The 3,013-nt window shown below is 66.3% G+C and carries 4 protein-coding genes; 3 read left to right on the plus strand and 1 reads right to left on the minus strand.

Annotated elements, in window-relative coordinates; all coding sequences use genetic code 11:
- Positions 1–137, minus strand: a 137-nt coding sequence (locus VIR09_RS15500) for a LysR family transcriptional regulator (protein ID WP_332013676.1), incomplete at its 3' end; no start/stop codon positions are given.
- A gap of 82 nt (positions 138–219) precedes the next feature.
- Between VIR09_RS15500 and VIR09_RS15505 the strand changes: the two genes are divergently transcribed.
- From VIR09_RS15505 to VIR09_RS15515, 3 genes are all read left to right on the plus strand, one after another.
- Positions 220–1,143: a carbon-nitrogen hydrolase family protein gene (locus tag VIR09_RS15505; protein ID WP_332013673.1), complete on the plus strand. Its 924-nt coding sequence runs from the start codon at positions 220–222 to the stop codon at positions 1,141–1,143.
- A 523-nt stretch (positions 1,144–1,666) separates the two neighbouring features.
- Positions 1,667–2,356, plus strand: a complete 690-nt coding sequence (locus tag VIR09_RS15510) for a glutathione S-transferase family protein (protein WP_332013674.1) — start codon at positions 1,667–1,669, stop codon at positions 2,354–2,356.
- Between the two features lie 174 nt (positions 2,357–2,530).
- Positions 2,531–3,013, plus strand: a 483-nt coding sequence (locus VIR09_RS15515; RefSeq protein ID WP_414639430.1) for a PIN domain-containing protein, incomplete at its 3' end; no start/stop codon positions are given.

The following is a 3,013-nucleotide window of genomic DNA, read 5'->3' on the forward strand; positions in this document are numbered from 1 at the left end:
CGTCCCAGCGCCGCGCTGACCGCCGACTGCGTCACGCCCAGGCGCAGCGCGGCGCGCCCTGCCCCGCCCTCGTCGTAGATGGCCTCGAAGACCTTGAGCAGGTTCAGGTCCGCCGACTCGATATCAATCTGGTTCATATCATTTATCTCTGACCAGGATTGATTGATTTTAGGGCCGGTCCGACACTGAAGCCTGTTTCTACCCCACCCGAGCCCCGCCATGACCACGAAAACCGTCGCCGCACTGCAGATCGGCTCCTCGCCCGAAGGCCGCGCCCGCACCCTGGAAGAGATCCTGGCCTACGAAAGCGAAATCGCCGCCTCGGGCGCCTCGCTCGTGGTCATGCCCGAAGCGCTGCTGGGCGGCTATCCCAAAGGTGAAATCTTCGGCACCCGCCTGGGCTATCGTCTGCCCGAAGGCCGAGAAGCCTTTGCGCGCTATTACGAAAACGCCATCGACGTGCCCGGCCCCGAAACCGAAGCGCTGGCGGCCCTGTCGCAGCGCACCGGCGCCAGTCTGGTGGTGGGCGTGATCGAACGTGGCGGCAACACCCTGTACTGCACCGCCCTGTTCTTCGAACCCGCCACCGGCCTGGCCGCCAAGCACCGCAAGCTCATGCCCACCGGCACTGAACGCCTGATCTGGGGCCAGGGCGACGGCTCGACCCTGCCGGTCGTCGACAGCGAGGCCGGTCGCATCGGCGGCGCCATCTGCTGGGAAAACCACATGCCGCTGCTGCGCACCGCGATGTACGCCAAGGGCGTGGAAATCTGGTGCGCGCCCACGGTGGACGAGCGCGACATCTGGCAATGCTCGATGCGCCACATTGCCCATGAGGGCCGCTGTTTCGTGGTCAGCGCCTGCCAGGTGCAGCCCTCGCCCGCCGAGTTGGGCCAGGACGTGCCGGGCTGGGACGCCAACCGGCCGCTGATCAACGGCGGCTCGGTCATCGTCGGCCCGCTGGGCGACGTGCTGGCGGGCCCTCTGCGCGGCAAGGCCGGCCTGCTGACCGCCCAGGTCGACACGGCGGAACTGGTGCGCGCCCGCTACGACTTCGACGTGGTGGGCCACTATTCGCGCCCCGACGTCTTCTCGCTGACGGTGGATGAACGCCCGCGCCCTGCCGTGCGCTTCGTCGCCTGAGCGCCCGCACGCCAAGGGGCCGCACTCCGGCTCCCCGGCACAGGGATGGTATAGTCTCGCCCGCTGCCGGCCCTTCCAGGACCGCGCAACGCCCGAGTGGTGAAATTGGTAGACACAAGGGACTTGAACTAATTTGAGCCCTTTGGGGGAAACTCCAAAGGTGTAGCCCGTCAAACTCGGCGAATGCCCTGGACCTGTTCCGAGCCAACGCCGAGCCAAGCCCTGGTTGCATGACCGGGGAAGGTGTAGAGAGCAGACGGCGGGCACCTAAGGCCGCAAGGCTATGGTGAAGGCGTGCTCCAGACCACGAACAGCGCATCCGCGCTGGCGGCGAAAGCCGAAGTGGTAAGAAAATCCCTCGGCCTCGCGGCCGTACCGGTTCGATTCCGGTCTCGGGCACCACCCGCAGCAGGCAAGGCGTCCGTCCTTCGTCGCAAGCCGGCGAACCGCCTGCCTCGTCAAACTGATGCGCGCAAAAATCCCCCCGCCGTTCTAAGCTAGGCCGGTAACCAGGGAGCGCGCCATGATCACCCTCTATTCGTACCCCGGACTCTATGGGCTGGAAGACAACAACCCCTACGGCCTGAAGATCTACGCCTTCCTGAAGCTGTGCCGGCTGCCGTTCGACCACCGGCACACGCTCGATGTGCAGTCCGCTCCGCGCGGCCAACTGCCCTACATCGCCGATGGCAACCTGCGCATTGGCGACAGCGACGCCATCATCGCGTACCTGAAGCGGCAGTACGAACTGACCATCGACGAATCCCTCACGCCGGCGCAGCAGCGGCAGGACCTGCTGGTCCGCCGCGCGCTGGACGACCTGTACTGGGTCATGTCCTATTCACGCTGGCGCGACGACCGCTACTGGCCGACCTTCCGCAAGGCGCTGCTGGACACCCATCCGGACGTCACGCCCGAGCAACTGGAAGCCGCTCGCCAATACAACTTCCAGCGCTACCACTATCAGGGCATAGGCCGCTATGCGGCCGAGGACGCCTACGCCCGCGGCGTCGCCGACCTGGAGGCCATATCCAGCCTGCTGGGAGACAACGGTTTCATGTTCGGCCCCAATCCGGGCAGCGTGGACGCAGGCCTCTATGGCTTTCTCGCCAATATCTATTTCTACGCCATCGACACGCCGCTCAAGCAGTGCCTGGTGTCGCGGCGCAATCTGGTGAGCCACTGCAACGCCGTGCGCGCGGAACTGGGTTAGGACGGGCCTGGCGGCGCTAAAAAACGTTATTCTTGCGCCTCGTTTTCCATTTTTACGCCCTGCGTGCGGCCCGGAGCCACCTTCCGGCGCACCTTCCGCCCGCCGGGCTCCAGACCTCACTTGACCGCCGCATCCTTCTCCCCGCCCTTCATCGTCCTGGACGCCTGCGTCCTCATGTCCGGCATCCTGCGCCGCCTGCTGCTCAGGCTGGCCGAAGCCGGCGTGTACACGCCCGTCTGGACCGACCGGATCGGCGAGGAATGGCGCCGCAACGCCTCGCGCATCTGGGAAATCCCGCCGGAAGTAATGATGGAAATGTGGGACGACATGAATGCCCGTTTCCCCGCCGCCCGCGAAACGGACACGGAGGTCTACGAGGCCTCCTTGCGCTACAGCGACCCCAAGGACTTCCACGTGATCGCGGCCGGCCTGGCGCGGCGCGCGCGCTGCGGCTTGCAGCAGCCGCCGGTGGTACAGGTGCTGACCTGGAACCTGAAGGACTTCAACCGTTCCGAACTGCGGCGCCAGGGGCTGGATGTCTACAACCCAGACCGCATGCTGACGCAGTGGTGGCAGGCCGCTCCCGACGCCATCCGCGCGGCGGCGGCGCAAGTGCCCGCGGACTACGTGGCGCTAGGGCGCGAGCCCGAGCCGCTG

This window comes from Achromobacter sp. (genome assembly GCF_036567245.1).
GTDB lineage: Bacteria > Pseudomonadota > Gammaproteobacteria > Burkholderiales > Burkholderiaceae_B > Achromobacter.

What these genes read in the sequence shown, in the direction of transcription:
- VIR09_RS15510 (WP_332013674.1), top strand. Translation starts at nt 1,667, where the DNA reads ATGATCACCCTCTATTCGTACCCCGGACTCTATGGGCTGGAAGACAAC.
- VIR09_RS15505 (WP_332013673.1), top strand. Translation starts at nt 220, where the DNA reads ATGACCACGAAAACCGTCGCCGCACTGCAGATCGGCTCCTCGCCCGAA.